The sequence below is a fragment of the Pseudomonas sp. QTF5 genome, from assembly GCF_000512695.2.
Taxonomy (GTDB): Bacteria; Pseudomonadota; Gammaproteobacteria; order Pseudomonadales; family Pseudomonadaceae; genus Aquipseudomonas.
The window spans coordinates 148,934-170,267 of record NZ_AZRW02000007.1 but is presented as its reverse complement, the minus strand read 5'-3'; the positions used below and the strand labels follow the sequence as shown (position 1 = coordinate 170,267).

Annotated in this window: 19 protein-coding genes and 2 pseudogenes; 11 read left to right on the top strand and 10 right to left on the bottom strand. The window is 52.4% G+C overall.

The annotated features are described in order from the left end of the window. The first annotated feature begins 180 nt into the window (after nucleotides 1–180). The 5 genes and pseudogenes from IC37_RS08380 to IC37_RS08360 all read left to right on the top strand — a co-directional run bounded on the left by IC37_RS08380 (nucleotide 181) and on the right by IC37_RS08360 (nucleotide 3,544). Entirely contained in the window at nucleotides 181–1,092 is a 912-nt protein-coding gene (locus IC37_RS08380; protein WP_030128129.1) for a LysR family transcriptional regulator, read from the top strand. Between the two features lie 132 nt (nucleotides 1,093–1,224). Continuing rightward, a complete protein-coding gene (locus tag IC37_RS08375) occupies nucleotides 1,225–2,670 on the top strand; it encodes a SulP family inorganic anion transporter (protein WP_030128128.1) in 1,446 nt (481 codons plus the stop codon). Nucleotides 2,671–2,707: 37 nt separating this feature from the next. Next, nucleotides 2,708–2,797, top strand: a pseudogene (locus tag IC37_RS08370) (glyoxalase superfamily protein); the annotation flags it as partial. Nucleotides 2,798–2,882: 85 nt separating this feature from the next. Then, entirely contained in the window at nucleotides 2,883–3,128 is a 246-nt protein-coding gene (locus IC37_RS08365; RefSeq protein WP_030128127.1) for a plasmid stabilization protein, read from the top strand. Beyond that, entirely contained in the window at nucleotides 3,125–3,544 is a 420-nt protein-coding gene (locus IC37_RS08360; RefSeq protein WP_030128126.1) for a type II toxin-antitoxin system VapC family toxin, read from the top strand. Before IC37_RS08365 ends, IC37_RS08360 begins: the two co-directional genes overlap by 4 nt. A gap of 118 nt (nucleotides 3,545–3,662) precedes the next feature. On the opposite strand, the gene IC37_RS30905 is transcribed toward IC37_RS08360, so the two are convergent. Beyond that, nucleotides 3,663–4,367 carry a methyl-accepting chemotaxis protein gene (locus tag IC37_RS30905; protein ID WP_371916314.1) on the bottom strand — a complete coding sequence of 235 codons (705 nt, stop codon included), beginning with the start codon at nucleotides 4,365–4,367 and terminating at the stop codon, nucleotides 3,663–3,665. A gap of 201 nt (nucleotides 4,368–4,568) precedes the next feature. Beyond that, nucleotides 4,569–5,447: pseudogene (locus IC37_RS30900) on the bottom strand (methyl-accepting chemotaxis protein); the annotation flags it as partial. A 394-nt stretch (nucleotides 5,448–5,841) separates the two neighbouring features. Between IC37_RS30900 and IC37_RS08350 the strand changes: the two are divergent. Genes IC37_RS08350 through IC37_RS08340 form a run of 3 tightly spaced genes read left to right on the top strand, consistent with a single transcriptional unit; the run spans nucleotide 5,842 to nucleotide 7,966 of the window. Further along, a complete protein-coding gene (locus IC37_RS08350) occupies nucleotides 5,842–6,513 on the top strand; it encodes a histidine phosphatase family protein (protein WP_030128124.1) in 672 nt (223 codons plus the stop codon). A gap of 34 nt (nucleotides 6,514–6,547) precedes the next feature. After that, nucleotides 6,548–7,381 carry a phosphatase PAP2 family protein gene (locus IC37_RS08345; RefSeq protein WP_030128123.1) on the top strand — a complete coding sequence of 278 codons (834 nt, stop codon included), beginning with the start codon at nucleotides 6,548–6,550 and terminating at the stop codon, nucleotides 7,379–7,381. Nucleotides 7,382–7,435: 54 nt separating this feature from the next. After that, nucleotides 7,436–7,966, top strand: a complete 531-nt coding sequence (locus IC37_RS08340) for a GNAT family N-acetyltransferase (protein WP_030128122.1) — start codon at nucleotides 7,436–7,438, stop codon at nucleotides 7,964–7,966. Nucleotides 7,967–8,318: 352 nt separating this feature from the next. Here the strand turns inward: IC37_RS08340 and IC37_RS08335 are convergent, their stop codons facing one another. Together IC37_RS08335 and IC37_RS08330 are read right to left on the bottom strand one after the other, a co-directional pair. After that, entirely contained in the window at nucleotides 8,319–8,687 is a 369-nt protein-coding gene (locus IC37_RS08335) for a DUF6124 family protein (RefSeq protein WP_030128121.1), read from the bottom strand. A 323-nt stretch (nucleotides 8,688–9,010) separates the two neighbouring features. Further along, on the bottom strand, nucleotides 9,011–9,793 hold the full coding sequence (locus IC37_RS08330) for a helix-turn-helix transcriptional regulator (protein ID WP_030128120.1): 783 nt from the start codon (nucleotides 9,791–9,793) through the stop codon (nucleotides 9,011–9,013). 119 nt (nucleotides 9,794–9,912) lie between these two features. Between IC37_RS08330 and IC37_RS08325 the strand changes: the two genes are divergently transcribed. After that, complete coding sequence (locus tag IC37_RS08325) at nucleotides 9,913–10,797, top strand: EamA family transporter (RefSeq protein WP_030128119.1); 885 nt, start codon at nucleotides 9,913–9,915, stop codon at nucleotides 10,795–10,797. Nucleotides 10,798–10,929: 132 nt separating this feature from the next. On the opposite strand, the gene IC37_RS08320 is transcribed toward IC37_RS08325, so the two are convergent. The 3 genes from IC37_RS08320 to IC37_RS08305 all read right to left on the bottom strand — a co-directional run bounded on the left by IC37_RS08320 (nucleotide 10,930) and on the right by IC37_RS08305 (nucleotide 12,966). After that, nucleotides 10,930–11,187, bottom strand: a complete 258-nt coding sequence (locus tag IC37_RS08320) for a hypothetical protein (RefSeq protein ID WP_030128118.1) — start codon at nucleotides 11,185–11,187, stop codon at nucleotides 10,930–10,932. 31 nt (nucleotides 11,188–11,218) lie between these two features. Next, the gene (locus IC37_RS08315) at nucleotides 11,219–11,596 is read right to left on the bottom strand and encodes a DUF6124 family protein (RefSeq protein WP_030128117.1); all 378 of its coding nucleotides are present in this window, start codon (nucleotides 11,594–11,596) and stop codon (nucleotides 11,219–11,221) included. A gap of 1,064 nt (nucleotides 11,597–12,660) precedes the next feature. Continuing rightward, on the bottom strand, nucleotides 12,661–12,966 hold the full coding sequence (locus IC37_RS08305) for a hypothetical protein (RefSeq protein ID WP_030128116.1): 306 nt from the start codon (nucleotides 12,964–12,966) through the stop codon (nucleotides 12,661–12,663). A gap of 1,067 nt (nucleotides 12,967–14,033) precedes the next feature. On the opposite strand from IC37_RS08305, the gene IC37_RS08300 reads away from it, so the two are divergent. Next, nucleotides 14,034–15,299 carry a site-specific DNA-methyltransferase gene (locus tag IC37_RS08300; RefSeq protein ID WP_033864778.1) on the top strand — a complete coding sequence of 422 codons (1,266 nt, stop codon included), beginning with the start codon at nucleotides 14,034–14,036 and terminating at the stop codon, nucleotides 15,297–15,299. After that, nucleotides 15,296–17,062 carry a DGQHR domain-containing protein gene (locus IC37_RS08295; protein ID WP_030128114.1) on the top strand — a complete coding sequence of 589 codons (1,767 nt, stop codon included), beginning with the start codon at nucleotides 15,296–15,298 and terminating at the stop codon, nucleotides 17,060–17,062. Before IC37_RS08300 ends, IC37_RS08295 begins: the two co-directional genes overlap by 4 nt. A 59-nt stretch (nucleotides 17,063–17,121) precedes the next feature. Here the strand turns inward: IC37_RS08295 and IC37_RS08290 are convergent, their stop codons facing one another. The 3 genes from IC37_RS08290 to IC37_RS08280 form a co-directional block, all read right to left on the bottom strand. Next, nucleotides 17,122–17,424: a hypothetical protein gene (locus IC37_RS08290; RefSeq protein ID WP_030128113.1), complete on the bottom strand. Its 303-nt coding sequence runs from the start codon at nucleotides 17,422–17,424 to the stop codon at nucleotides 17,122–17,124. 604 nt (nucleotides 17,425–18,028) lie between these two features. Beyond that, nucleotides 18,029–19,930, bottom strand: a complete 1,902-nt coding sequence (locus tag IC37_RS08285; RefSeq protein ID WP_030128112.1) for a DEAD/DEAH box helicase — start codon at nucleotides 19,928–19,930, stop codon at nucleotides 18,029–18,031. Beyond that, the gene (locus tag IC37_RS08280) at nucleotides 19,927–21,276 is read right to left on the bottom strand and encodes a hypothetical protein (protein WP_030128111.1); all 1,350 of its coding nucleotides are present in this window, start codon (nucleotides 21,274–21,276) and stop codon (nucleotides 19,927–19,929) included. The genes IC37_RS08285 and IC37_RS08280 overlap by 4 nt, the downstream gene beginning before the upstream one ends. Nucleotides 21,277–21,334: the final 58 nt, after the last annotated feature.

The following is a 21,334-nucleotide window of genomic DNA, read 5'->3' as shown; positions in this document are numbered from 1 at the left end:
TGCGCAATCCATGTGGGAGCGGGCTTGCTCGCGACGGCGATTTATCATCCAACATTAATGTCGACTGACACACCGCTTTCGCGAGCAAGCCCGCTCCCACAGGTTCCGCATTTTGGCTGGCATTAGGGTAAGCCCCCTCGCCGCAGTAGAGCGGCGCAGGACTATCGATAAGGGACACACGTGAAAGCCAGATCCGATGAGTTGCAGATTTTCGTCTGCGTGATTGAGTGCGGGTCGATTTCGGCTGCGGCCGAACAGGTCGGGCAAACGCCGTCGGCGGTTAGCCGCACGTTGTCGCGACTGGAGGCCAAGCTCGACACCACGCTGATCAACCGCACCACGCGGCGCATGGATCTGACCGAGGAGGGCAAGTACTTCTTCGAGCACGCCAAGCTGATTCTCGATCAGATGGACGAACTCGAAGAACGCCTGTCCTCACGCCAGCAAACCCCGTCCGGGCGCCTGCGGATCAATGCCGCTTCGCCATTCATGCTGCACGCCATCGTGCCGCACATCGAAGAGTTCCGCCGTCTCTACCCGGACATCCAGCTCGAACTCAACAGTAATGACCTGATCATCGACCTGCTCGAACAAAGTACCGACATCGCCATCCGCATCGGCACGCTGGCCGACTCGACCTTGCACGCCCGCTCCCTGGGTTGCAGCCCGCTACACATCGTCGCCAGCCCGGCGTATCTGGAGCAACACGGCACACCGAGCGCTGTCGAGGATTTGACCGGGCACACGCTGCTGGGGTTTACCCAGAATGAAGGCCTCAACCAATGGCCGCTGCGCTATGTCCACGGTGATCGCTGGCCGATTCAGGCGTCGATCAGTGCATCCGGGGGCGAGACGATCAGGCACCTGGCGCTGGCAGGGCAGGGCATCGCTTGCCTGTCACACTTCATGACCATCGACGACATCCATGCCGGTCGCTTGCAGGTGCTGCTGGCGGAGTTCAACAGCGGATATCGCCAACCGATCAACGCGGTGTACTACCGCAACTCGCAACTTGCTTTACGGATTCAGTGCTTCCTGGACTTCATTCAGGGCAAATTGGCGGCTTATGCGATTGCGGATTTCAAGGGCTGATTCGTAGACCTCATTATCGTTCATCGCGAGCCTGCTCGCGATTGCGTTTCCGGCGGCCTATTCACTGGCCGGCCCGCGCTCAATTCCGTAACATCCGCCCTCTCTTCTCCCGCCTGTATTTTTAGGTAAGCCATGAAACCCAAACGTCTGCGCGCCGATGCCCTGGCCGGACTTACGACCTCTTTCGCCCTGCTGCCCGAATGCATCGCCTTCGCGCTGGTGGCCCACCTCAATCCATTGATGGGGCTTTACGGCGCTTTCATCATCTGCACCCTGACTGCGCTGTTTGGTGGGCGGCCGGGTATGGTGTCCGGCGCCGCCGGATCGATGGCCGTGGTGATCGTCGCGCTGGTGGTGCAGCACGGTGTGCAGTACTTGCTGGCGACTGTGCTGCTGGGTGGGCTGATCATGCTGGCGTTCGGTCTGTTGAGGCTGGGCAAACTGGTGCGCATGGTGCCGCACCCGGTGATGCTCGGCTTCGTCAACGGCCTGGCGATCATCATTGCCCTGGCCCAGTTGGAGCACTTCAAAAGCGGTGAGGGCTGGTTGAGTGGCGCGCCGCTGTACATGATGATCGGGCTGGTGGCGCTGACGATGGCCATCGTCTACCTGATGCCGCGCCTGACACGTGCCGTGCCGCCAGCGCTGGTGGCGATTCTGGGCGTTGGGCTGGCGGTTTATCTGTTCGGTTTGCCGACCCGAACCCTGGGCGACATGGCGCACATTGCCGGTGGCTTGCCGGTTTTTGCGCTGCCAGACATTCCCTGGAGCCTGGACACCCTGCGCATCATCGGCCCTTACGCGATATTGATGGCGATGGTCGGCTTGCTGGAAACCCTGTTGACCCTGAACCTGACCGACGAAATCACCGAGAGCCGTGGCTACCCGGATCGCGAATGCGTGGCCTTGGGTGCTGCCAATATAGTGTCTGGTGTGTTCGGCGGAATGGGCGGCTGCGCCATGATCGGGCAAACCGTGATCAACCTCAGCTCCGGTGGTCGCGGTCGGCTTTCCGGTGCAGTGGCCGGGGTGATGATCCTGCTGTTCATCTTGTTTCTGTCGCCGCTGATCGAGCGCATTCCGCTGGCCGCACTGGTCGGGGTGATGTTCGTCGTGTCGCAGCAGACCTTCGCCTGGGCCTCGTTGCGGGTGCTGAACAAGGTGCCGCTCAACGATGTCTTGGTGATCATCGCGGTGACGGTAATTACAGTGTTCACCGATCTGGCCATTGCCGTGTTGTGCGGGATCATCATCGCGGCGCTCAACTTCGCCTGGCAACAGGCTCGCGAGCTGTATGCCGACAGTCATCAGGAAAGCGACGGCAGCAAACTCTACCGCCTGCACGGCACACTGTTTTTCGCCTCGACCACGCCATTCCTCAACCAGTTCGACCCCGCCAACGACCCGGCCCAGGTGACCCTTGATTGTCGCCACCTGAGCTTCGTCGATTACTCGGCCATCGCTGCGCTGAAAACATTGCGCGAGCGCTACGCCAAGGCCGGCAAGCAGCTACGCGTGCTGCATTTGTCCGAACGCTGCAAAAAACTGCTCAAACGCGCCAGCGAGCATCATGATTGAGTGAGCCTTCCTTTGCTGCGCTGGTGGGGCGCAACCCCTGAGCTTCGGCAAAACCACCCCGACCCTGCGGATTTTCGATGAAACCAAGGCTTTGGAGTTTTACGCCGAGTTCCTTGCGATTAGTGTCTGAGGCCGTTCGGCAGCTCTGCGGGTTTTGATGGGGCAAGGTGTGTTAGCCTCAATCAATGATTTCATTGATTGCAGGAGGCATCATGGCCAGTATCACAATTCGAAACCTGGACGATCAGGTCAAGGAACAGTTGCGTATCGCCGCCGCTCACAATGGACATTCGATGGAAGAAGAGGCTCGCCTGATTCTTGGTCGAGCCCTGGCCACCGTTGATCGCGCAGGAGGTCTTGGTAGCCGAATCCGCAATAGGTTCAAAGCCAGCGGTGGGGTTGAGCTCGACCTTCCTTCGCGTCACGAGAAAGCGACAGCGGTGGATTTTTCCGAATGATAGTGCTCGATACCAATGTTCTTTCAGAATTCATGCGGGTCGAGCCTGACACTCAAGTGCTTGCCTGGGTTGATGCACAGCCAGCAATGGAGTTGGCAATTAGTGCTGTCACTGTAGCGGAAATTCTCCATGGCATTGCCCGGCTCCCGTTCGGCAAGCGCAAACAGAAACTTGAAGCTCATGCGATGGCGATGTTCGAAGAGGACTTTGCCGGAAGGATTTTGCCTTTTGATGCCCATGCCGCGGTGGAGTACGCGACGCTGGTAGCTGGCGCAGAAGCAAATGGTCGAATGGCGTCGATGGCTGATGCTCAGATAGCGGCAATCTGCCGAAGTCACGGAGCACCCATTGCCACTCGCAATGTTCGGGACTTCGAGTTTCCCGGGATTGCAGTGATCAATCCGTGGGACGCCTGAATGACTCTGGTGATCGGTAGATCGCTTTCGCGGGCAAGCCTTAGGGCAAGCCTCGCTCCGTAATTTGTAGGAGCGGGCTTGCCCGCGAATGGATCTGTCATTCACCACGGACTTAACATCAAACCCGGAAGTGCCTCACCATCATCTGCAACTGATTGCCCAACCGCGCCAGCTCAACACTGGAGGCAGCGGTTTCGTCGCTGGCGGAAGCGGTCTGTTCGGACACGTCGCGTACGTTGATGATGCTGCGGCTGATCTCTTCGGCCACGCCGCTTTGTTGCTCGGCGGCGGCAGCGATCTGCTGGTTCATCGACTGGATGTTCGACACCGTGCGGGTGATGTTTTCCAGTGACACGCCGGCCTTGCGGGTCAGCGCCACACTGCTGTCAGTCAAGGCGCGGCTGTTGTTCATCACGGTCGACACCTGTTGGGTGCCGTTCTGCAGGCCGGCCACCAGGCCTTCGATTTCCTCGGTGGATTTCTGCGTGCGCTGGGCCAGGCCGCGAACTTCGTCGGCCACCACAGCAAAACCACGACCGGCTTCACCGGCACGGGCCGCTTCGATGGCGGCGTTGAGGGCCAGCAGGTTGGTCTGTTCGGCCACCGCTTTGATCACGTCCATGACGCTGCCGATCTTGTCGCTTTCCTTCTGCAGCACGCTCATGGCTTCGGTGGAGCGCGCCACTTCGCTGGCCAGACGTTCGATCTGGGCGATGGCTTCGTTGACCACTTTGTCGCCTTCGCGCGCTTCGCCATCAGCGGCGGCTGCGGCCTGGGAGGCTTCTTCGGCATTGCGCGCGACTTCCTGCACCGTGGCCGTCATCTCGTGCATGGCGGTGGCCACCTGATCGGTCTCGATCTTCTGGCTGTTGACCCCGGCACTGGTTTGTTCAGTCACGGCCGACAGTTCTTCGGCGGCGCTGGCGATCTGGGTGACGCCATCGCGGATACCGCTGATCAAATCGCGCAGGGTCACGCCCATGCGTGCGATGCCTTGCTGCAACACGCCGAGTTCGTCGCGGCGGGTCACTTTGACGTCCTGGGACAGATCGCCGCTGGCGATGCGCTCGACCACGGCCAGGGTATCGCGTAACGGGCCGGTGATCTGACGGGTGATGAGCACGGCGGCAATGATACCCACCAGCAACGCCAGCAACGTGCTGATCAGTTGCAGCGTGCGGGCCTGGGCGCTTTCGACATCACGACGTTCAAGCTGGATTTGATACAGCTGATCGCTCAGGGTCACGATGGTGGCGCCCTGTACAGTCATTTCCTTGCGCGCCTGCACCGCATCGGTGTTGGCGGCTTTATACGTTTGCAAGGCGCTGCGGTAGTTGCTCAGCGCAGTTTCCAGCTGACGCAGAGCATCTTGCTGGGTCTCGGCGAAATGCATGTTGAGCTGTTTCAGGCTGGCGATGGCCGTGTCCAGTTGGGCGACGGCTTTTTGCTCGGTCTCGGCGTTGGTGCTGGCGGTGTAGCCACGCACTTCGTAGCGCGCCAGGATGAACGCTTCCTTGGCCGCGGTGATGGCCTGGAACTGTTCGAAGCGTTGGTCGCTCAGGGGCATTTGCTGCACGCGGGTGCTGATCGCTTCGATCAACTTGCTGGCGGTTTCAGCGTTGGCGTCCATGGCGTCGCGGGCGCTGTTACCGGTGCGGTAGGCGCTGCGCATTTTGTTCAGGGATATCTGGTAAGCGCTGATGGTCGCGCTCTGCTCTTTGAGCAGCTTGAGGTTTTCCGGGCTTTTGAAACTCGACAGCAACGCTTGTTGCTGAGCGACGAAGCCATCGAGTGTTGTTTGTACATTCTGTGCGGCAGTTTCATCGCCGTTGGTCAGCATGTATTGCAGGCGAACCACACGCAGCTTGGTCAGGCCAGCGTTTAACTGAGTGATGTCGCTCATCCAGTTGCTGCGGTCAATCAACCCGCCCAGGCTCGTCCAGCCGGTCAGGGCGAGGACGCAGGTCAGTGCCAGGACCAGGCCGAATCCCAGGCCCAGCTTCAGGTTCACGCTGATATTACCGAACCAGCTATTCATCAATATTCCTCCAGGAACGTTGTGTTTCTTGATCGTCGGTTGGCTGGAAGATTGTTGTTTTAAGAGCCAGCAAGGGTTAGCAGGTCTGTATCGGCAGCAATCCCGAGAGCTGAAAGGGTTTTCTCGGACCGATTCTGTAACAAGATTTTTGGGCGGGTCTTAAGCTTTTTTTCACATGGGTTTCACCGGTTGCCGACGCGCGCCTCTTTACCCTCGCGGCATCGAATGACAATGGTGCATGCCGGCGAGGCGGTTTGATGTGGAATTGAGACTGAGTCTGTTCGGGATAAAACGCTCGATCGATCTGAGCCGTTTGGCCCGTTATCGAAATACTGTGGTCGTGCTGGCCTCGGCACTGCTGGTGATTCCGCTGACCGTGTGGCTGTTGCGGCCTGCTGCCGTCCCGGATCTGGCCCATGGCAATGTAGCGGGTGCCCGGGCGTTGGTGACCGGTTGGACCAAGGGCGACATGATCGTGCTGGTGCGCCACGTCGAGCGCTGCGATCACTCCACCGCAGCCTGTCTGATTGGCAACGATGGCATTACGGATCGTTCGCGCAGCGTGGCGGTGAGTGTCGGCGCGCAGTTCGAGCATTTGGGCCTGGATCGGGCCGACATCTACAACAGCCCGGTGATGCGCACGGCGCAAACCGCCGGTTATATGTTCAACAAGGTCGGCGTCGACGAAGACTGGTTGGTCCACTGCAGAGGCAGCATGCTGCGCGATGCCCTCGCGCACAAGGTGGCCGGGCGCAACCTGATTCTGGTGACCCACAGCGAGTGCATGGCGCAACTGGAAAAAGACCTCAAGTTACCCACCGACACCCTTGGCTACGGCGCCTCTCTGTTTATCACCGCCGAAAAGCTTCAGGCACCGCGCATGCTCGGCTTCATCGAAGCCTCTGACTGGCATTCGGTGACCACTGAATGAGCCTCACCATCATCCCTCTGGATCAGGATGTACGATGCTGACTTCTTCCCGTTACCGCTTTTATTGGGCGAACTTCGGTATCCCCCTGGTCTGCACGGTCGTGGTTTTCCTGCTGTTTGACCTGACCAGGATAGACATCGCCTTCAGCGATCTTTTTTATGATCCGGTCACCCGGGTGTTTCCGTTACAGCATGTTCATCTGTTCGAGAAAATCACCCATAAATGGGCGCGGATCATTCCGAACTGGACCGGTGAGGCCGCGATGATCGGCGCTTTGCTGTCGTTTCTCTGGCCGCGTCTGAAGATTGAAAAACATTCGAAGATCATCGCACTCCTGGAAAAAATCAAAGTCGCGCCGGTGCTTCGGTTTGCCAGTAAACACCGTCGGGACTTTCTCTATGTGGTGTTCGCGTTTTCCATCAGCACTGGCGTTATCCACTACCTCAAGGGCCACACCAGTGTCTATTGCCCGGTCGAAACGACTCAGTACGCCGGGAAAATCGAACACAAGGAGTGGTACCAGAATTTCGACCTGCTGAAAGTCGCCGGTGCCGGTCGTTGCTGGCCGGGTGGACATGCGTCGGGCGGCTTCACGATGCTCGCGCTGTACTTCGTGGCTCGCCGCTACCGCTGGCGGTATTCCAAAGCGCTGATGTACGGCTCGCTGCTGCTCGGTTTCGTCTATGGCACAACGCGGGTTCTACAGGGTTGGCACTATATGTCCCACACCTTCTGGGCCGGAATCTTTGTGTGGCTGGCGTGTTTGCTGACGGCGTTGGCGTTCTATGGGCGGGCGCGGCTGGAGTTGCCGGTACTGGAAAAACAAGAAAAGCCTGAGGCTTCTGCGCAACCTCAGACTGCAGGCTAAATAGCTCACCTGTTACTCTCTGGTGTCATGGAGTTTGTATTTAAGGATGATGCAATGGAGCTTGCGCTGACGGTTGGTACTCACACATTGAGATTGAGCGCCCCCGACCCTGAATGGTGTAAAGCGTTGCAGCATGCGCTGAACACCAGTTTTACGGCCCATTCCGAATTTTTGCATTGGGCCAAACCCTGCACCACCGAGGACGAAGCGCGCTCGTTTCTCACGCGGGCGGTCGATGAGTTCAAGAGCGAAGCTGGCGAGCGGCGGTTGCTTATCGTCGACGATGAAGCGCATACGATCATTGGCTGCATTGGCTTGAAACCCCGGCGCCGCAATCGATATCTCGTCGGCTACTGGGCCAATACCGAGTATTCGGGCAAAGGCTATATGCGGGCAGCGCTTGAAGCACTGATCAACAGCATGCCCGGTTTTACGTTTTACCTGACCACCGCCTCGGCCAACGTGGCGAGCCAGCGGCTGGCTGAAGCGGCTGGGTTTGGTTTGATCAGGATGTTTTATCAGGCGCGGTGTTCGCAGCAGCATGGGGAGCAGGATACGTATTTGTATCGGTTGAAATGCCTGTAGGAACTGCTGAAGGTTTCCCATGCGGCGGTCACCTTGAACTGACCGCTAATAAAACGGCAGGCAAAAAAAAGCCCGCGGGAGGCGGGCAAACCGTAGTTTCTTGAATGAGCGAGAGGAATGTACAGGTTGGAGAGAGGCGGTGGGGTGAAGAAAAATTCATGTTGATGGAAGACTTCTCCGTGTTGCTCACTGCCACGAAGTGTAGTCAATGAAGGGGCAACTGACGGCATCAGTAAAAATGGGCGACCTCAATGAGGCCGCCCATTTTGCTTTTCTACGCCGAATCTGCGCCTGTAGCCGTCGCCTGTATCGATCCAGACAAAACCACCATTCGATCAACGAGCGCGATCACTCAGTGAAAGACGGGAGGTTCGGCTACGGCCACCGACCCGTTCGGATCGAGGTTATCCCGTGCTCGGTTAACCAAAAGCTCGGTCAACACCGTCAACTGCTGAAGAGCCAGTGCCACATTGCGCTGCGAGCCTTCGAGTTGGTTGGCAAAGTCCAAAGTCATGACGTTGAGGGAGGCCAGGGTTTCGCTGGCATGAGCGAGCAGGGTGTTCGTATCGACGTCGGGGCGGACGCTGAAAATGTTCCTGTTCAGGTTGCGCCGGCGGGCGCTGACGGCGCGTTCGGTGGCTTGGGGAAGTTGGGTTTGGTCGAGGGTTTCAGGCTCTGAAGTGGCCGGATTTTCAACTAATTTCAGGGGGATTTTTTTCATAAGGGCGTTCCATGGGGTTAGGGATCCTTACGCTGTTTCGGCTTGTCAAAACCGTCCGCAGGGTTCGTAGCGAAGCGTGAAGACTATCTTCCGGAAACCTTGTTCGCCAGTTCATGGACGTCGCTATGAGTCGCGGGAAATTTCCCAATATGACGTGACTCTAATCTGTCGGAGAAATCCTTTCTCGCTACGTTCAGCCCGCATAACCCGGAGCGACTCTGGATCAGGGTAATGGTCTTTCATGGAGTGTTTTCACTAGCGCGCCGTTCGATCTATTTCATGTGGGCGCGCAGATCAGGGCTCTTGGTTTCGATGGGTATGCTTCAAAGCACTTCTTTTGGAAAATACCGACTGGGCGCCTCACCCAATACTCGACGGAAAACACTGGTGAAGGCACTCGGGCTGCTATAGCCCAGATCAGTCGCAACCCGCGTAATTGCCTCCCCGTTACCCAGACGCACCACGGCCGCCAATAGACATGCCTGCTGGCGCCATTCGACAAAGCTGATACCGGTTTGTTGGCGAAATAGACGGGTGAATGTGCGGCGGCTCATCCCGACCTGCCTGGTCATGTCATCAATCCCTATCTCCAGCGAAGGTTGCTCCAGCAGGTTGCGGCAGGCGTGTGCCAACCTGGACTCAACCGGCAGAGGTGCATTAAGCGATAGGGGCGACATGCCTGCTATTTCGTGAAGCAGCAATGTCATCAGATGGCCGTCCAGATGCTCCTTGGCATACAGTGCCGGAACGTCTATGGCCCGGATCAGCAACTGCCGAAGCAGTGCTGACACGCCGAAGACCTGGCAGTGCGCAGGCAGACTGAGCCGAGCCGCGACACGGTTACGGATGTAGGTATTAAGCATGGTGACCGGCCCGCTCATGCTCATCTCATGGGGAACTCCCGCCGGTACCCAGATAGCCCTTTGTGGGGGCACGACCCAGTTACCCTGGCTAGTGAATACCGTGATGACGCCGCAGGCGGCGTAGGCGAACTGCCCACGTTGATGCGTATGCAGCGCAAAGCGCTGACCATCCAGATAGTTATTGGCCGTCACCACTGCATCGCGAGGTGTGTTTTCGTAGGGATCTATTTCAGTTTCGCGCATGGCCCGAATTTAATGATTTATGACCTGGTAGTGCAAGCGAGCCATTGCCTCTATTGCTCATAGTGATGACTTGGTTGGTGCATACAGCTGCCGGCCTTGACTTCTGGAAATAGAACTTCATGCAGAAAAAACATCTGACCCTGGCCGTCTTGGTGACAGCCGTCTGGGGCCTGAACTTTCCCATCACCAAACTAGGCTTGGCCGCTATCGATCCGCTGTTGCTGACTGCTCTTCGCTTTACGCTGGCTGCGTTGCCGTGGGTGTTTTTTGTCAGGCGCCCGCCGATTGCCATAGGGTGGTTGGCCGCCTATGGGTTGATTTTCGGCGTCGCGATGTGGGCGTTGATCAACCTGGGCATCGAACTGGGTGTTCCACCAGGGACCGCTGCTCTGTTGATCCAGTTCAGTGCATTTTTTACCTTGGGTTGGGGAGTGTTGCTGTTTCGCGAGCATCTGAGCCTTGGACAGACCCTTGGAGTGGGGCTCGCAGCGCTGGGCTTGATCAGCACTATTTTCAACAGTCCCGGCCATGCAACGACAGTAGGTTATGGCTTGTTGGTGGTGAGTGCCTTCAGTTGGAGTGTCGGCAACGTCATCATCAAAAGGTCGAAGGTCCGGGAAATGTTCGCCTTTGTGGTGTGGGCCAGCCTGTTCCCGCCGATTCCTTTGTTGGTACTCACTTGGCTGGCACACGGTTCCGCTCCGTTTACCTCCTTGGCAACGCAACTTGAGTGGGTGTCGGTGTTCTCGATTTTGTTTCAAGTCTACGCGGCGACGCATTTCTGCTATTGGGGTTGGAATCTACTGCTGCGAGAGTACCCGGTTTCCAGAGTGGCACCGCTGTCTTTGCTGATTCCGGTGTTTGGGATCGCAGGTTCGATGCTGATGCTTGGGCATAGAGTTGATTTCAATGAAGGGATTTCGATTGCGCTGATTCTATCGGCACTTGCAGTGGGGTTGATGAAGGGGCGCCAGTCGGTGCGCATTGCACCGTCTGGAAAATAGGCGCATTCAGATCCCGATGTCACGTATTCAGAACATCTCTACCCGCTCAATCCAAAAAAAAGGTACCTGCGAAACTCTCGTCAGGTACCTTTTTTATTGGGAGAGCGGCAACGGCTTCCTATGCCGGGTTCGTTATAACCCCGAAACCTGCATCTGTAACCTTCGCCCAACCACATCCAGCAAATCGCAGCCATCGCGCAGCGAAGTTACCAACACCCGCGCGAGCTCACTGTAAACGCCTTCGTTCACAGCGAAACTCTCCAGCAATTGAGTCGCGGTGCGGATGCGGTAGGCCGCCGTTTCATGCAGCACGTCCAGCGGCGCTTCGGTGTCGATCAGCAGCGACGCGATGGTGCAGTCGATGCCGGTGACCGGCATGTATCGATCCATGACAAAACCTCCATTCGATCAACGAGCACGATCACTCAGTGGCAGACGGCGTGACCGCTGGCGTGGGCAAATCGAGGTTGTCCAGCGCTCGATTGATCAACATCTCGGCCAGCACGGCCAGTTGCTGAATCGCCAATGCCACGTTGCGATGCGAGCCTTCGAGCTGGTCGGCCAGGTCGGTGGTCATGACGTTCATAGAGGCCAGGGTTTCACTGGCGTGACCGAGCAGGGTGGGTGTGTCGACGTCGGGGAGGATGGTGAAAATATGGCTCACGGGATCGGGCTGTTTCGGGTCGCGCAAGCGGGCGCTGACGGCGCGTTGGGTGGCTTTGGATAGTTGGGTCAGGTCGAGTTCTTCGGACTCTGAAACGGCTGGGTTTTCAACTGGATTTCGGGTGGTCTTTTTCATAAGGGCGTTCCATTGATTTAGGGGTCCTTACGCTATTTCGGCCTGTCAAAACCGTCCGCAGGGTTGCAGCGGAGGGTGAAGACTATCTTCCAGAAGCGTTGTGCGCCAGTTCATGGAAGTCGCTACGGATTGCGGGAAACTTCCTAGGATGACGTCGCTCAAATCCGGTCACAGAATTTTTGCTCCAGTCTAAAGACGCAACATGATGATGCTTTGCGGGCCTCTTCGCGGGCAAGCTTCGCTCCAGGGGATGTGGAGTGGCCGACAATTTACCAAACCCCAGATGCAACAAAGCCCGCACTTGGCGGGCTTTGTCGTTTTCGGATTGGTGGGCCGGGGTAATTTGAACTGGTCTTTTATCTCTTTGATAACTATAAGTAATACTAATTTCTTATCTTGATTGGAATACCATTTGGAATACCGCATGAAATAGCGCTCCGTTGATCCGCCGCTTGTATTCAATGTGAAAACCTTGCTTTGCTCATTCGCTTCCTGTCCAAGATGAGGTGTGACCCCTCGATCTGAGTAACGAGCATCTGGTCGACTATTTTGAACGAGGTCGCGCCTGAAAAACGTAGTATCACCTTGTTAGACGAGATGATCAGCCGACCTATGGCCGGATCAATCGGCCCGATCACTGCTCGAAGTTTTATGAAAGCGCTGAAGGTTATTTTAAGTTAGATCTAGGGATCTGTTGCGCTATGTGCAGGCATGCAGATTTCGGGACAGTAGCTCGCTGACGCTCGATCGTTCAGACGTTATGAAAGACGCCAATGTGAGTTGATGAACTCTTTTTTCCGTCAGAGTGTGTCCACAGCTCCCCGAGCGTTGTCGGCGATCTCAGTACCGACTGGATGGTAAACTCAATAGTTGCCGCTTAAATATCGAGCAGGTTTTCATTGATTGTGGACTGCAGAGAGGGAGCAGGTGAGATGATGCTATTTGGAGTGAAAAGCTTAACACTCGTTACCTAACGCAGGATTGAGATCGTGCGGCAGGAAGCCGGGGAATGGGTTTGGAGTAAGGTTCGAATGGCCATGTTCGCGCCCATGACCACCCTAGCTTCACATCCTTGTTAAAACAAAAGCAGCGATAAGCCCTAGTCCAACAGCGAGTACCGGGGCGGCGCCGTAGGTGCAAAGCACCCCGACGAAGCTGCCTAACGCCGTGAGGCGAAGGTGTAGAGCTGCTGAACCAGCTTGTTCGGAAATGCCCATGGCAATCCTCCCTTGCTGTTCTCCCAGTCTCATAAAGCAGCTGGCAGGGAGGTTCAGACTATTTCTGCCCATTTCCTTTTTCCGCTCTCGCGGGATTTCCAGGAGGATGGCGGCAGATACCCAACTGGCCGGTTGCAGCACGATGAGTTGCATCGTGTGGCTTATGCTCGGAGAGTGGCCGCATGATATCACGCAGAACGATGCCCGGCAAAATAATGGTCGATCGACCGAATGCCGCTTTGTAGAATATGTGACAAAAAATTCCGTTATTGCAGGCTTGCGAGCCTCCTCAACGTTTCGATCTCACGCGCACGAATGTAGTCCGTTCCGGCGTTGGTGTTCCGCTCAAGCAAACCTTTTCCGCCATTGAGAGCAGCTCGTCGGCGGATGTCTCCATGTGATATCCATAGTTAGTTGATCCAGATCTTTCACGGACGTCCGCACTTACACCACTTTTGACCGGCGCAATAGTGCCGAGCGCATCTGATTCGGCCACGGATAGGAGTTGGTTCCTCTGTCTATCGATGTCCCTGTCATCTTCATTTTGAGTAGTAATCGAACTGTGGCCAAGCGCGCGGCTGAATGGTGAAAGCGTTGACGACAAGTGCCAAAACTTGCCTCAGTTTCAAGATAGAAAGCAGTCATTGTCTCTTCGGGTAGTATTAGAAATACGTATCTTCGGGAGACGGGTTGGCAGATACTTATTTTTTATTTAAAGATGCTGGTCAGCGTAGTCCCCAATATTGCGATAACTATGGATACGCTTTGATAGCGTACAGTTCAGTCGTTTAACTTACCTCCTTATAGCTGTCCGCAGTAATTGAAAACTGATCCAGTCGGGCTGTGGTCGCAGACGGAAATGAGTGATCATGCCGTAAATCTGCGGCTGGTTCCGGGACTATAGCAAAGTTAGCGGCAGCGGAGCTTTCTAATCCATATTTGCATGCCTCTTCCAAATATAGGGGTTGGATTTTAATGTCTTCTAATTTTAAAGCTGAAGGGTAGATATCTGCCTCGTGTTTTTAGCGCTGCGTGAGCAGGCAAAATAGCGGAATGTATTTTCAATATTGTTTAAGCCGAGCTTTTAAGATGTTCGTTAATTTTTCCGCTGTATCTGGTTTTTAATGAATATATTTCTGTTAGGTTGTGCTGGAAAATTGCAAAGGAGGAGTATATAATGAAAATATTTACCGAATGGCGGTAGCGCCAGAGAATAAAAGATGTCCGAAGTTTTTTTAGATGACGCGCGAAACTTAAGAAAAAGAGTAAAGAAGAACTCTGTTGACGTTACGGTTACATCGCCACCATATTTTGATATGAAGGATTATGGCCATTCTGGGCAAATTGGATTTGGTCAGACGTATGATAATTATCTGGCGGATCTAAGGAAGATATTCAAGGATGTCTATCACGTTACTAAAGAGACAGGTTCTCTTTGGGTGGTCATCGACTCCTTTAAGCGTGATGGTGCAGTCGTTACTCTCCCGTTCGATTTCGCTAGAGAGATCAGTTCGGTAGGCTGGAAGCTTCAAGACGTTATTATTTGGAAAAAAGATAAGACTGTCCCGTGGAGTAAAAAGGGCGCCACTAGAAAAATATTTGAATATGTACTCTTCTTCTCTAAGGGGCAAGATTTTAAGTATTACTCTGAACGAGCAAGAGAAATAAAAGACTTGAAGGAATGGTGGGTGCGTTATCCTGAGCGCTATAGCCCACATGGGAAAGCTCTTGAGGAAATATGGGAGTTTAGTATTCCCACTCAGGGGGCTTGGGGGGAGGGATATATTAAACATTTCTGTCCTCTTCCGGAGGATCTCGTCAAGAGGATTTTGACACTCACGACTGATGAGGGGGATACTGTTTTCGACCCATTTTCAGGGTCGGGTACCGTACCTGCGCAAGCCGCGTTCATGGTAAGAAAATACTTTGGGTTTGAATTGAATCCTGATTATCTTGATATGTTTAAATCGTATCTTTCAGATAATATAGAGCAGCGTTCAGCCGCATACTTGGCCTCGAAGGTATCCATAGACGCTGATGTCTTTAGAGAAACTATTATTCAGTTGAGAGTTCTAAAGTTTGCAAGGTTGCTTGCCAGAAAGTTAAAGTCTGTGGGGATCGTTGTCGATAAAATTTGGGTTGAACCCCTCAGTCGTCCTGTTCGTGGTAAATATGACATTGTTTCAGCAAAGTATATCTTTTTAACTGATAAGACCGTATCAGAGGATTGGTTTTTAAGTTCAGTCAAAGAAATTATTTCACACCCACCTTTATCAAAATTTGGTATTTGCGCTGACTTTGAACAATTAGTTGATTTGAAAGACTTTGTTGATATTCTGCCGACGTCCGAAATGTACACTTATACCGCAAGCAATACACATCAATACAAAAAAACCGATGTGAAGAGCCAAATTCGCAAGGATGAATTTATATTCAGTTCGATTGCATTGAATATTAATGAAGAAATTTATAGGAGTGTTCGATGAAAGTGGCCAAGCCAGGAGCGACAAAAAAAGTACGCAAGAAATTGACTGCGGCGGAAAAGATTGTAGTTCGGGCATTGGCTAAGAAAAAAAGAGATGAGTCAAAGTTTCGTAATTCAGCTAAAGAGATATTTACTAAGTCAGGATTTGAATTCATTTCTTCTGAGAATAAAGAATTTGTTTTGCATGCCTCAGTAGGATCAAGGACTACCGAGTTAGATGGGGTCTTTGTGTATGAAAATGTCTTGGTGGTTATTGAAGATACATGTATTGCAACGCCAGGGCCCCATATAGCAAAAAAACAAATCGTGTTCGATTTAGCCCTGAAAAATAAAGTAGATTTTGTAGAGTGTCTTAAGCAAAATCTTCCTGATTTTGACAAGTATTTTACGTCTCAGCCTTATGAGCCAGTTGACTATGAACTTAGAATTGTATACTTCAGTATGCATTCAGTTGAGTCCGAGTACGTTGAAAGTGCAGCGCGTATAGGTGTTCAAGTCGTGGAGAGAGCGCTGACGAATTATTTCCATGCTCTTGTCAAAAATGTTTCTGTTTCCGCGAAATATGAAGTCCTAAACTTTCTCAAAGTTGATTACAAAGATCTGGGTGCTGCTAAGTTGTCAGGTGGCAGCTCTGGTGCGCTAAGTTCTTTTCAGGGTTTTTTACTGCCTGAAGCTAACAGTAGTTATCCGGATGGATACAAAGTTGTTTCATTCTATGCGGATCCTGCGTCACTTTTGAAAAAAAGCTTTGTGTTGCGCAAAAATGGTTGGGTTGAGCCTAATTTGTCCTATCAGCGAATTTTAGATATGCCAAAAATAAGATCTATGAGGCAGTATCTTTCAGAAAATCGAAGAGTTTATTTGGGCAATATAATCGCCACTTTGCCCTCGTCGACCAAAATAAATGATATTAAAACAGCCAATCAGCTAGCGTCTAATGATCAGCTGAATGTGAAGCCTGTAAGCATATCATTGCCGGATGAATATAACGTTGTAGGTCTGATTGATGGCCAGCATAGAATTTACTCCTATCATGAGGGTGTCGACAGCTATGAGCCTCAAATTGGGCGTCTGAGAGTTAAACAGAATTTATTAGTTACCGGCATTATTTATCCGGCGAGTGTATCAGAGGAAGATAAAACGCTTTTTGAAGCTAAGCTATTTCTAGAGATAAATAGTCGGCAAACTAAAGTTAAGTCTGCTTTAACTCAAGAAATTGAGCTTATAGTTAATCCGTTCTCAGGTACAGCTGTTGCTAAAGCAATACTAATCAAGCTCGCGCGGAAAGGGGCATTGAAGGACAAGTTGGAGGAGCATGTCTTTGATGATGCGAAAAAGCTGAAGATCTCGTCCATTGTTAGTTATGGGTTGAAACCTCTGGTGAAATGGGAAGGAGGGGATTCACTGTTTACTGCTTGGCCTGAGGCTGCTAAAAAGTCAGAAATTTTGGCGAAAAAAAGTAGGTTGTCATTAGAAGCGTATATTGATTATTGCGTGGCACAAATTAATGACCTTCTAAATGCAGTGAAAGCTTCATATCCTGATGGCTGGCAAATAGGTCACGAGAGCAAGATTCTTACCCCGACTGCTATTAACGGATTTATAAAGTGCCTTCGGATTATTTTGGAAGAAGGTGATGCGCGAGGATTCGATCAGTATAGACGTAAGTTGACGGGCGTTAAGAACTTTGACTTTTCTCCTTACAGGTCTAGCCATTGGAATCAGTTGGGAACTGATTTGTACGAAAAGTTTTTTTCTAATTGACTTTTAATTACTGGATTCAGGCGTAATGGTTACCGGTCCGGATGTATTTACGCCTTCTCCTACAACCAATGCGGGGGTATTGCTAATTCATAGTTTTTCGAAATTATGCTGAGTGCTTCTATGATTTCTTTGTGTTTTCTCTGTTGGGGTTCACCCCAAGTGTTTCTCTCTTGTAAAAGATTTTGAAGTTCTTCAAGATTGTACATTTTTAAAGCATGAAAATTCTTCCATGAGGGTATGCCAAATAAGTTATAAATGGTGCTAGTGTCGTCTCGCTCGCTTGCTAATCGCTTTTGCCCCCTCAGCAGACCTTCGGCGTGTTTTGCGTCATCATGGTCTTCATAAGTATTTAATAGTTTCATTAAGCTGAGCTCATGGTGTTTTGAATGATGGGTGCAATTTATTGTATATTGGTGTCCGTATGTAGTCAAATGCACTCTCTGTGTTTTGCTCTGTGAGTTTTCTGTACGGATTATAGTTTTCGTAGGGTCTACATTGTTATTTTCTTTATTTTATTTTAGTCGGTATCGGATTTATTAAAGTTATGGTTGAGCTCTTTCTGGGTTTATATTTCCCGTCAAGTAGTATTGCGTAGATGATTCTTCTTTGTCTGGCAGAGTGATCTCAATTAAAATATACAGATCTTTTTCCGCTCGTTATTTATAAGTTTGACCGCGAGTGAGGAATTAATTGTTAACACAATGTTAAGATCGCGCGTGATAAGTTAGAGCAAGTAATGGGCGAAATGCGTCAGGTTTTTATCGCTGGATGTTTTACTGTGTTGGCGCTGATACTGAAGTGATCAAGCCAGATGAGCGTTCAGCCTTCACCAGGCGCCCTGATCTTTGGCCTGAGCGACAAAGCCGCGTTTGATGGTCCAACGAGGCAGGTACAAAGAATCGGGGGGCCATGAGCCACCCCTGTCTTTTTAGCATTCGCAGGAACGCCGCTACCAAGCTTACCTGGTCAATCTGTTTGCTCATTTGGAGCAGATGTCATCGGTCTTTCGATCTCTTCGATCAACTCTATGATGTCCCTGCGATCAATGGAGTTTTCTACCGAGGTTGCTTCTTCCTCATCAAGAGTGAGTTCCTGGAGATCGGGATCATCCAGCAACTCCTGCATGTTTCCAATTTTCGTCATCAGCCGACGGGCCACCGCTCGATCGATTGAGCCGACATCTCTAGGAAGTGCGTTTTGCATGATGTATATCGTAGTGACAGCGTCTGGCTTCAAGCCAAGTCGATGAATCCTGTCTATGGATTGAAGATAGTGCGTTGCGTTATAACTGCGATCTACGTAGATCGCATCGTGGCAGTGCGTATGTAGGCTGATGCCTTCAGATGCCGCCGCAGGGTTTGCGATCATCACGTGGCAATTTGGGTCATCCTTGAAGCGTTTAAGCTGGCCTTGCCTGGATGCAGTGTCGGAAACATCGCCCAGTAAAACGGCACCGTGAATAGTGGCCGGGTTGTAGCCGGCTAGCGCGTGTGCAAGCTGGTGAAGGGTTTCTGTGAAAATAGTCCAGATAAGGACTTTTTTGCCCGCTGCTATGAGTTCCTGCGCGAGCGCTACCGTCTTATGTATCCTTGCTGAAGGCCCTTCTGATTTAACGGCCTCCAAGATTGCCGCGTTCTCACCTGTTTCGTGGTGCTGCTGCAGGTGAGGTATCACAAGAAGGGGGTTTGTGGCTGCTTGCAGTATGCGCATAACGCATTTACGAGCGTTGATCAGTGCCACACCACCTTTACCGCTTCGAAGCTCACTGGAGCGGGCGGTCAAATCGCTTTTCAATATGCTGTAAAGCGCCAGATGCGCATCGGTCAATGTGACGGGTACGGTCTTTATGGTGCGCTTGGGTAGTTGTAAGTCTTTCTTTGTGGTGCGGACGTAGATGTCACCAATCAGGTCGCGTGGCTCATGGCCTGCAGAAATTTTTGATCCGTAACCATGGCCAGGCCATAAAAAATCGAGTTGTGAGGCGATGTCCTGCCGACCCTGAGGCATCGGGGTACCTGACAAGATGTCACGCCTTACAGCGAGATAACCCATGCGAAGCAGGACTGAGCCTCGCTGGCTGGAGTGACCAGATTTCATGCGATGTGATTCATCCAGGATCAGATGCACCTTGTTCGTCGCCATGAAATTGCTGATGTGTTGATCAACCCGAACGAGTTGCTCATAAGAGATTATGAAGCGGCGTGAACCCGACGCCAGGAGCGATGCAATCTTGTTTTCTCCTCCAGTCAGGGGAACAAAATCAGCGCGTAGGTCCTGAGAGGCAGAAGAGTAGAGGCACTCATCTACCACACCTTCCCAAGCTGGAAAGGCATTATTCGGCGCAACGACAATGAGCGCGTCGATCTTTTCGCGTGAAAGTAGATGTAGTGCAAAGGTGACAGTAGTTTTGCCAGCCCCGGGAACTGAGAAGTTGGCTCCATTTGCCAGTGACAGGAGGTGCCGCAAGTTTGTCAGCTGGTAGTCCTTCAACTGATGGCTATCCATTTGCCAGCCAGCAGCTTCCAAGCGCGTAAGGATATCCGTTTCTGGCATCTGCAAAGCGATCGAGCCTGAAACGCTACTTACGCTCGCAAACTGTTCCATAAAACGTTGAATCCGCTCGGCCGAGCTTTCGTCAACGTCGAATATGAAATTGTGTTTGTGCTGTAGTGACGAAGACTCGCGCAGCACATTCAAAGCCGCCGGCCAAGTAAGTTCAAGTCGGTGAGAGGAAATGCGTGGCCCGGATTCTGCGTCTTGAGCGTACTGCTTCATACGAATCCAGATGTTATCGCTGACGCCAGCTCCTCGCGTGAAAACTCCAGCAGACGAACGTTCTTCGTATGAAAGAACGATGGTTGGGGTCATTTGCTTCTTCCTTGAGCTTGGCGATCAGACAGCTCCGTCAACAGCATTTCGCTGCGGCTGATGCAGCGCTCCAGGCAGCTTCTTAGGTCTTCGTGCGTGGCTGGCCCAGCCGTTTGTATATCTACAGCAGCAAGCTTTTTCTCTGCCTGAATCGCGAAGTCGAGTGCGGCTGCCTCTTTCTTTTTGCCCTGCTCTGCTGCAATCAAGCTCACTTGTTGGATCGTGGCAGTCAGTTTTTTCACAGCCTCAACGCTTTCTCTTTGAGCGTGCAGATAATCCACGAGCGGCTCATAGCTTTTTGCAGCTGGTCCAGACGGTTCAAACGAAATCTTGATTTGGGAAGGCTTTCTTGGCTCAGCCGCCGGCAACTCAATCTCGAGAGCATTGGCCAGGTTCTCTAGAAAGAGTTCAGCATTCTGCTCGATTGCGTTTATAAAAACGTACGCCCGGTCCGTGAGGTCTTTACGTTGCTCAATCAGCAAGAAGTCGAATTGCCGGGTGATATCCCGAACCCCGGAGTCATCTCCTTTGACGTTGTTTTTTAATGCGATTTGTTTGAATGCCTGTTCGGTTTCTCCTAGTTGGTCGTAACTCTGAGGCCTGGAAAGCCACTCGTCCAGGTACAGGTCGGCGTTGTCGATCATCTTTGCTGCTCGGACGATGTCGGATCTGTCGCGATTCATCAGGTTTGCGATTTCATCGTCGGGTATCAGTGATTCTCGCAAATCCCGTACGGCTCGACCTAAAGCCGTCCATTCGTAAGGCAGCTTTGTTTCGGGTTGCATTTGCAGCCCGATTTCCAGCTTGAGGATTTCTGTTGGGCTGGCAGACGTCGGGAGAACCGAACATTTTATTTCTTGAAACGTCGCGAATTTCGCAGGATCGCTGGTCCATAGTTCGCGCATAGCGCTGAGGCGCCTGTTGCCATTAACCACGATGCCGTCAGATGAAATAATGAGATCTTCAGTTTGAATTCCGACTCGCCCCAACTCTGAGTGAATCGGGGTTACGGATTCGCCGCTTCCGGTTTGCGCTTGCTGGTAGAGGATCCGATGCTGCCTTGCTTGGACTGATGGGTCTTCCCGTCTTGCAGGTTCGAAAAATCCTACTTCCTGCTCACCGGCAGCGATCAAGCTCAACTGGGTATCGCGAGTACGATAGTTCTCCAGGCGGTAAATCAGAAAGTCTTCAGGCAATGATATGACTGGTAAATTTTCGTTGCCGTTTCTGAATTTGTACTCTTTTCGCACGTTATTGCGAACAAGCGCTTCTGTGATTCGTTGCGCTATCGCCAAGCGCCGCTCTTCCAGAGCTGTGACATGCAACGTGTATTGAGTCGTTTCCATGTGATTTCCTGATACCGCCTTTCAATTGATTGCTTCGTTGAAGCTACTCAGTGCTGCC

What these genes read in the sequence shown, in the direction of transcription:
- IC37_RS08295 (WP_030128114.1), top strand. Translation starts at nt 15,296, where the DNA reads ATGAAAGTGGCCAAGCCAGGAGCGACAAAAAAAGTACGCAAGAAATTG.
- IC37_RS08330 (WP_030128120.1), bottom strand. Translation starts at nt 9,793, where the DNA reads ATGCGCGAAACTGAAATAGATCCCTACGAAAACACACCTCGCGATGCA.
- IC37_RS30905 (WP_371916314.1), bottom strand. Translation starts at nt 4,367, where the DNA reads ATGACGGCCACGGTGCAGGAAGTCGCGCGCAATGCCGAAGAAGCCTCC.
- IC37_RS08290 (WP_030128113.1), bottom strand. Translation starts at nt 17,424, where the DNA reads ATGAAACTATTAAATACTTATGAAGACCATGATGACGCAAAACACGCC.
- IC37_RS08320 (WP_030128118.1), bottom strand. Translation starts at nt 11,187, where the DNA reads ATGGATCGATACATGCCGGTCACCGGCATCGACTGCACCATCGCGTCG.
- IC37_RS08325 (WP_030128119.1), top strand. Translation starts at nt 9,913, where the DNA reads ATGCAGAAAAAACATCTGACCCTGGCCGTCTTGGTGACAGCCGTCTGG.
- IC37_RS08360 (WP_030128126.1), top strand. Translation starts at nt 3,125, where the DNA reads ATGATAGTGCTCGATACCAATGTTCTTTCAGAATTCATGCGGGTCGAG.
- IC37_RS08365 (WP_030128127.1), top strand. Translation starts at nt 2,883, where the DNA reads ATGGCCAGTATCACAATTCGAAACCTGGACGATCAGGTCAAGGAACAG.
- IC37_RS08305 (WP_030128116.1), bottom strand. Translation starts at nt 12,966, where the DNA reads ATGCAACTCATCGTGCTGCAACCGGCCAGTTGGGTATCTGCCGCCATC.
- IC37_RS08340 (WP_030128122.1), top strand. Translation starts at nt 7,436, where the DNA reads ATGGAGCTTGCGCTGACGGTTGGTACTCACACATTGAGATTGAGCGCC.
- IC37_RS08345 (WP_030128123.1), top strand. Translation starts at nt 6,548, where the DNA reads ATGCTGACTTCTTCCCGTTACCGCTTTTATTGGGCGAACTTCGGTATC.
- IC37_RS08335 (WP_030128121.1), bottom strand. Translation starts at nt 8,687, where the DNA reads ATGAAAAAAATCCCCCTGAAATTAGTTGAAAATCCGGCCACTTCAGAG.
- IC37_RS08285 (WP_030128112.1), bottom strand. Translation starts at nt 19,930, where the DNA reads ATGACCCCAACCATCGTTCTTTCATACGAAGAACGTTCGTCTGCTGGA.
- IC37_RS08280 (WP_030128111.1), bottom strand. Translation starts at nt 21,276, where the DNA reads ATGGAAACGACTCAATACACGTTGCATGTCACAGCTCTGGAAGAGCGG.
- IC37_RS08300 (WP_033864778.1), top strand. Translation starts at nt 14,034, where the DNA reads ATGTCCGAAGTTTTTTTAGATGACGCGCGAAACTTAAGAAAAAGAGTA.
- IC37_RS08375 (WP_030128128.1), top strand. Translation starts at nt 1,225, where the DNA reads ATGAAACCCAAACGTCTGCGCGCCGATGCCCTGGCCGGACTTACGACC.
- IC37_RS08315 (WP_030128117.1), bottom strand. Translation starts at nt 11,596, where the DNA reads ATGAAAAAGACCACCCGAAATCCAGTTGAAAACCCAGCCGTTTCAGAG.